Origin of the sequence: Chitinimonas sp. (genome assembly GCF_041904975.1) — a bacterium.
Lineage (GTDB): Bacteria > Pseudomonadota > Gammaproteobacteria > Burkholderiales > Chitinimonadaceae > Chitinimonas.
In genome coordinates, this window is sequence record NZ_JAYRLZ010000255.1 from 1 (window position 1) to 6,024 (window position 6,024).

The 6,024-nt window shown below is 59.3% G+C and carries 9 protein-coding genes; 7 read left to right on the top strand and 2 right to left on the bottom strand.

The window, feature by feature from the left end; all coding sequences use genetic code 11:
• Together ACE3OH_RS18160 and ACE3OH_RS18165 are read right to left on the bottom strand one after the other, a co-directional pair.
• Positions 1–252, bottom strand: a 252-nt coding sequence (locus ACE3OH_RS18160; protein WP_374356449.1) for a hypothetical protein, incomplete at its 3' end; no start/stop codon positions are given.
• Between the two features lie 324 nt (positions 253–576).
• Positions 577–1,167, bottom strand: coding sequence for a superoxide dismutase (locus ACE3OH_RS18165; protein ID WP_374356453.1), 591 nt, complete (start codon positions 1,165–1,167; stop codon positions 577–579).
• Positions 1,168–1,358: 191 nt separating this feature from the next.
• Here ACE3OH_RS18165 and ACE3OH_RS18170 point away from each other — a divergent pair, with 191 nt between their 5' ends.
• The 7 genes from ACE3OH_RS18170 to ACE3OH_RS18200 all read left to right on the top strand — a co-directional run.
• Complete coding sequence (locus ACE3OH_RS18170) at positions 1,359–2,279, top strand: CobD/CbiB family protein (protein ID WP_374356456.1); 921 nt, start codon at positions 1,359–1,361, stop codon at positions 2,277–2,279.
• Positions 2,280–2,421: 142 nt separating this feature from the next.
• Positions 2,422–2,613 (top strand): hypothetical protein, encoded by a 192-nt coding sequence (locus tag ACE3OH_RS18175; RefSeq protein ID WP_374356459.1) that lies wholly within the window; start codon positions 2,422–2,424, stop codon positions 2,611–2,613.
• Positions 2,614–2,742: 129 nt separating this feature from the next.
• Positions 2,743–3,399, top strand: a complete 657-nt coding sequence (locus ACE3OH_RS18180; RefSeq protein WP_374356462.1) for a fumarylacetoacetate hydrolase family protein — start codon at positions 2,743–2,745, stop codon at positions 3,397–3,399.
• The gene (locus ACE3OH_RS18185; protein ID WP_374356465.1) at positions 3,396–3,656 is read left to right on the top strand and encodes a hypothetical protein; all 261 of its coding nucleotides are present in this window, start codon (positions 3,396–3,398) and stop codon (positions 3,654–3,656) included. Before ACE3OH_RS18180 ends, ACE3OH_RS18185 begins: the two co-directional genes overlap by 4 nt.
• Positions 3,657–3,926: 270 nt before the next feature.
• Positions 3,927–4,331 (top strand): CidA/LrgA family protein, encoded by a 405-nt coding sequence (locus ACE3OH_RS18190; protein WP_374356468.1) that lies wholly within the window; start codon positions 3,927–3,929, stop codon positions 4,329–4,331.
• Positions 4,321–5,013 (top strand): LrgB family protein, encoded by a 693-nt coding sequence (locus tag ACE3OH_RS18195; protein WP_374356471.1) that lies wholly within the window; start codon positions 4,321–4,323, stop codon positions 5,011–5,013. Before ACE3OH_RS18190 ends, ACE3OH_RS18195 begins: the two co-directional genes overlap by 11 nt.
• Before the next feature lie 319 nt (positions 5,014–5,332).
• On the top strand, positions 5,333–6,024 hold a 692-nt coding region (locus ACE3OH_RS18200; RefSeq protein ID WP_374356474.1), incomplete at its 3' end, for a 3-hydroxybutyrate oligomer hydrolase family protein.

Genomic DNA, 6,024 nt, shown 5'->3' on the forward strand with positions numbered 1-6,024 from the left:
GTCTGCAGCAAAGAAACTGCGCCATACCGCTTGCTGGCCCCGTGCTGCCCGATCGAGATTGCTGCGATAGGCACCGAGCAGGTCTACCACTGCGCTATTGCTGGCCGATAGATGTTGGCGGGTACTGCCAAGCAGCCGCGCGTCCAGCCCGCGGGTCAGCATGACGAACAGGGCGGCAAAACCGAGAAAGAGCAGGGCAAGCACCACGGCATTGAGGCGAACGACGAGGGAGTGGTGGGGCTTTGTATGCATGAGCATTCTCCATTGAAGTTCCGATGCAGGAGCAGCAGGATGGCGCTTGGCACCCCCGGATCGCTTTCCCCGCAGCGTGCAAGACCATTGGTATTGATAGTACGAAGTGCTCGGGAAAACCCTATATATTCTTTCCGGTTGGCTAGGCGCTGTTGACGTTTTCCGATGAAACCCGATCCGCCGACAAAATGTCGACAGAGCTTGGTTGGCGCATCAGCGGGCGAGTCAGCGAGCGGCCAAAAACAACAAGGGCCCCGGTAAGCCCGGAGCCCTTGCTGATAGGTAAGGCATGCACAACCGAGAGGCGTGCAGCGTGCTGCCTAGTTAGCCAAAACGCTTGGCCACCACGCTCCAGTCCACCAACTTCCAGAATGCTTCCAGATAGTTGGGGCGGCTGTTGCGGTAGTCGATGTAGTAGGCGTGTTCCCATACATCGGCGGTGAGCAGGGCGGTATCGGCGGTGGTCAGCGGGGTTGCGGCGGCGCTGGTGTTGACGATATCGAGCGCGCCGTCAGCCTTTTTCACCAGCCAGGTCCAGCCCGAACCGAAGTTGCCGGCGGCGGCGGTATTGAATGCCTTCTTGAATTCGTCGAACGAGCCCCACTTGGCATCGATAGCAGCGGCCAGTGCGCCCGACGGGCCACGAGCTTCGCTGGCTGGATTGGGCGCAAAGCCAAGCCAGAAAAAGGTGTGGTTCCACACCTGGGCGGCGTTATTGAACAGGCCGCCAACCGGCGCCTTCTTTACGATCTCTTCCAGGCTGGCGTTTTCGTGCTCGGTGCCCTTGATCAGGTTGTTCAGATTGGTGATATAGGTCTGGTGATGCTTGCCGTAATGGTATTCCAGCGTTTCCTTGGACATATGCGGTGCCAGGGCGTCGAGGGCATAGGGCAGTTCGGGAAGCTTGTGTTCCATGATTTGGATTCTCCGTGGGTAAGGCGCCAGTACGGGCGTTGTGGAAAGCGGCTAGAGGATAGCGCGTGGGCCGCTTATCGCCAATAGTTGACCAAAATGCTTTGTTATTGTCGGGCGTGGATTCACGCCAGCTGGGCAGGGCAGGGGCGACTTGGGCTATCATGCGCCGATTCGTCTACCCTGTGCACACCATGACCTGGCTTGCTCTCGTCCTCGCGCTTTTGCTTGAACAAGTTCGCCCCATCGCCCGTGGGAATTTCCTTTATGCCGGCTATCGCGCGTTTGCCGAATCCATAGAACGAAACTTTAATGCCGGCCAATACCAGCATGGCGTGCTTGCCTGGGTTATTGCCGTGGCGGTGCCGACGGCCATTGCGATGCTGATCTGGGGTGGCTTGCATCTGGTTCACCCGCTTCTGTCATGGGTGTTCAGCGTGGCGGTGCTGTATATCACCATGGGTTTTCGCCAGTTCAGCCCTGCATTCACCGGCATTGCCGATGCTTTGAAGGAGGGCGACATCGTCGCCGCACGCAAGCTGCTGTCTGGCTGGACGCGCGAACCGGTGAGCCAGCTGAGCGAGAACGAAGTGGCACGCCTGGCGATCGAGCAAGGCCTGATCGGCGCTTTCCGCCATGTATTCGGGCCGCTGTTCTGGTTTGTGCTGCTGGGGCCGGCTGGTGCCGTTGCCTACCGCTCCGCCACCATCTTGCAGGTGAAATGGGGTGCACGCGATCTGCGGCGCGGCGAGCAGTTCGGCAGCTTTGCCGATCAGGCTGGCGATGTGCTGGACTGGCTGCCGATTCGCGCCACGGCGGCGACGTTTGCGGTGATGGGTGACTTCGAGGATGCAGTGTTTTGCTGGCGCCAGCAGGCTGAACGCTGGTCCTGTGCAGCCTACGGCATCTTGCTGGCCGCCGGTGCCGGGGCGATTGGCGTGCGTTTGGGCATGCCGCTGCATCAGGAGCATACGGTGCGTTTTCGCCCCGAGTTGGGCCTTGGTGAAGATGCCGACGCCAATATGCTGGCCAGCGCCGTTGGCCTGGTGTGGCGGGCGCTACTGTTCTGGCTGGCGATCATTTTGCTGGTGACGATCGTTGCCTGGATCGGCTGAGCTGGGCGATTTCGAAGAAATCGTAAAATTGTGTCAACCGATCCTCAACGCGCTGCGTTAATGCACTGGTCGGGTACGCAATCTGCAGTTTGCCAGCCCGAACGATGTACACACTTACCCCCTTATCGATAAAGGAATTAACATGAACAAGCTGCTCGTTGCTCTGATCGCCGGTGTTTTCGCTTCTGTTGCTTTCGCTGCTGACGCTCCTGCTGCTGAAGCCAAGCCTGCTGCTGAACAAAAGGCTGAAAAGCCAGCCAAGAAGCACCACAAGGCTAAGGCCAAGAAGGAAGAGAAGAAGGCTGAAGAGAAGAAGGCTGACGAAAAGAAGTAATCCACTTCTGATCGCGCTTCACAAAAAGGACGGGCTAGCCCGTCCTTTTTGCATTGGCGTTCGTTGTGTGCGCCACGCCCGTATTGTGCGGACTGGCAAGGGTATTGAGTGATTACGAGAGTATTGCGTATGCCTGCAATTCGCTTCACAGATGGCAATCCATTGCCGGTTGCCAATATCTTCTGCATTGGCCGCAATTTCGCTGCACATGCGGCGGAACTAAATAATCCGCTCGAGCCGGAGCCGCTGGTATTTATCAAGCCTACTTCGGCGATCCTGCAAGAAGGCCAGGCAATTGTTTTACCTGCATGGTCGACAGACATTCATCATGAATGCGAGCTGGTGCTGGCCATCGGCAAAGGTGGCAATGATATTTCCGCTGATGCAGCGCTCGATCATGTCGCCGGCTATGGCTTGGGGTTGGATCTGACCGCGCGGGATTTGCAAACACAGGCGAAGCAAAAGGGCCTGCCTTGGGCGTTGTCCAAGGGTTTTCCTGGTAGTGCCTGCCTTTCGCAATTCTTGCCGGCAAGCAAGCTGGTAGCGCCTTCCGCCAGTCAGTTCAGCCTCAAGGTAAACGGGGTGCAACGCCAGCAGGGCGACTGCCAACTGATGCTGCACACCCTGCCGCATATCATTGCTTATCTGTCATCGCGCTTTGGTTTGCAGTCTGGCGATCTGGTGTTTACCGGGACACCTGCCGGGGTTGCTGCATTGCATAGCGGCGATGTGCTTGAGTTGTCATTGAATGAGGGCCAGCTAGTCGCGCGGTTCTCGGTGGCATGATGCACGGCCGACGCCCATTCCGTATCCGTGTACAACCCCGCTGGGTCGATGAGTCTGAGCCGCCGCGCTATCGTCCGCCACGGCCCGGCATGCCGCAAAAGGCATTGGCTGTTTTCGGCATGGTGCTGTTCTGGATGCACTATCTGGGCTGGATGGGTGAGGGTGGGGAAGAAGGCCTGGAAGCCGGGTTCTGGCTGTTTGCCGTGCTGCAGCTGCCTTTGCTGTGGAGCTGGCTGCGCTATCAAAGAGGGCGTTGAATTCTTGCTGTAAGCCATCCGATCTGGCTGATGCGCCATGTGTTGCGCCAGCTATCGATACAATCGCGGCTTGGTGAGCAGCGGCCGATCAGGCAAGCTTTGCGCCCGTATTTCTGGCCACATGTTTTTCCGCAAACCCTCTCCTTGCCCGGATCATGACCAGCCGTCGGCTTGTCAGGGCGGTGCGCCAAAGGCCATAGCGATAGCGCATGCTAGGCGCCTTGCTCGGGTCTGCGCATTCTTAACTTTGCTGCCTGTACCAATCGAATCATGTTTTCCCGTTATCCCTTGTTTGTGACCGCCTGCCAGGTGTTGTTCCTGATGGCGCTATGGCTGTTGGCCGACCGCCTGGTCCGTGCCTGGGCTTTGCCGATTCCGGCTGGCGTGCTTGGTCTGGCGCTCTTGGCGGCGCTGCTGTTTTCGCGCCTGCTGCCGGTGGCGGCGGTGCAGCGCGGCGCTGATCGGCTGCTTGCCGACATGCTGCTGTTCTTCGTCCCGCCCTTGATGGCGATAGTCGATTCCGGCCCATTGCTCAGGCAATTGGGCTGGCGCCTGCTGCTGGTGCTACCTCTGGGCTGCATTCTGGTGATGGTGGGCACCGGGCTGATTGTGGACCGGGTGTTTCGCTATGAGCAGCGGCGCCATCAGGATGGTGAGCGCAGCGATGACGCATGATGACCTGCTGGCAGCGCTGTGCTTTGTGGCGACCTTGGCGGTGTATCTGCTGGCGCGGCGCCTGCATCTGCGCTTTCGGAAGTTCTGGTGTGCGCCGATTATCGTCACCCCCTTGTGCATGCTGGGCCTGCTGCTGCTCGCCGATATTCCCTACTCGATCTATTTTGCTGACACCCGCTGGTTGATGTGGCTGCTCGGGCCGACCACGGTGGCATTTGCCTTGCCGATTTACCAGCAAAGGCAGTTGATCCGGCGTTATCCCTTATCGCTGACCGTAGGCGTAGTGACCGGTGTCCTGCTCGGAGTCGGTAGCTCCTGGATTCTGGCGCGGCTATTCGTCTTGCCGCCCATGGTGGCGCATAGCCTGCTCACCCGATCCATCTCCACGCCGTTTGCCCTGACTGCGGCCAATGAGTTCGGCGGCAGTCGCGAGCTGGTGGTGTTGTTCGTCATGCTTACCGGCATTGTCGGCATGCTGGTCGGCGAGGTCTTGCTGGGCTGGCTGCGCGTACATTCGAGCATTGCCCGTGGTGCGTCGCTCGGGGCGGCAGCGCATGCGGTCGGCACCGCCAAGGCGCGCGAATTGGGGCAGGAAGAAGGGGCAGTATCCAGCCTGACCATGATGTTCGCCGGTATTGTCATGGTGCTGCTGGCGCCATGGCTGGCGCATTGGTTGGTTTGAGGTTTGCCCTCACGCTTGGCGGACAGGCCGCAGTTGTTCGCGTCGTAGCCCGCTGTGCGATGGTATCGCCTTGGCTCCACCTTTCGCGTCAAGGTGCAATCTGCCGGGCATGGTTATACAAAGCCCGGTTATCCGCCTGATCGTGGGTGCCGGTCAGCGATTGGACGGCAGACCCTTCCCGTCTGCACACATTGGCCACGACTGACCCGCATCTCCCGCTGCTTGCCGCCTGGCAGCAAGCCCTGTGCCATACTTTCCGCCGTGTGGCTGATTTATCCATTCCCTCGATGGATCCTGCTTCACGCTGAGGAGATATCCGGTGCCTGAATTTGCTGACCGACCGATCCCGCATGTCTGTGTCTGTGCAATGGCGCTATTGGTCAGCGCCTGCGGAGGTAGTGGAAACGCCAAGCCCGCAGAAACCCTGAATGTAAAGCCTGCCTGGCTTGGTGCCATCACGAAAACCACCTACGATGGCGTCGCTGACGATCTGCTGACTGCCGGCTTGGGAAAGACTGGTTTGGCGGGCGTAGCCCCCGCCTATGCCGACGCCAGCAAGCCCACTGCGGCCGAACTGCGCAAAGTGGCGATCTACACCAATTATCGCGCCCTGATCGATGCCACGGCGGCGGGCGGGTATGGACGCTTGTACGGACCCAATATCGACATCAATGGCGGTGATACGCTGGGTGAGGGCAAGATCGCCGGGGAAGAGTACATCGCCTATGCCGACGATGCCGGTGCTGCGCAGAATGTGACATTGATGGTGCAGATACCCGCCAGCTTCAACAAGACCAAACCCTGTGTGGTAACGGCGACATCAAGCGGTTCTCGCGGCGTGTATGGTGCCATCGGCACTGCGGGAGACTGGGGCCTCAAGCATGGCTGTGCGGTGGCATATGCCGACAAGGGGTCGGGTATTGGCTATCACGATCTTGGCAGTGACACGGTGAACCTGATCGACGGCACGCGTGCTTCGCGCAAAGCCGCCGGAACCAAGGCAAATTTTGC

What these genes read in the sequence shown, in the direction of transcription:
- ACE3OH_RS18190 (WP_374356468.1), top strand. Translation starts at nt 3,927, where the DNA reads ATGTTTTCCCGTTATCCCTTGTTTGTGACCGCCTGCCAGGTGTTGTTC.
- ACE3OH_RS18180 (WP_374356462.1), top strand. Translation starts at nt 2,743, where the DNA reads ATGCCTGCAATTCGCTTCACAGATGGCAATCCATTGCCGGTTGCCAAT.
- ACE3OH_RS18195 (WP_374356471.1), top strand. Translation starts at nt 4,321, where the DNA reads ATGACGCATGATGACCTGCTGGCAGCGCTGTGCTTTGTGGCGACCTTG.
- ACE3OH_RS18170 (WP_374356456.1), top strand. Translation starts at nt 1,359, where the DNA reads ATGACCTGGCTTGCTCTCGTCCTCGCGCTTTTGCTTGAACAAGTTCGC.
- ACE3OH_RS18175 (WP_374356459.1), top strand. Translation starts at nt 2,422, where the DNA reads ATGAACAAGCTGCTCGTTGCTCTGATCGCCGGTGTTTTCGCTTCTGTT.
- ACE3OH_RS18165 (WP_374356453.1), bottom strand. Translation starts at nt 1,167, where the DNA reads ATGGAACACAAGCTTCCCGAACTGCCCTATGCCCTCGACGCCCTGGCA.
- ACE3OH_RS18185 (WP_374356465.1), top strand. Translation starts at nt 3,396, where the DNA reads ATGATGCACGGCCGACGCCCATTCCGTATCCGTGTACAACCCCGCTGG.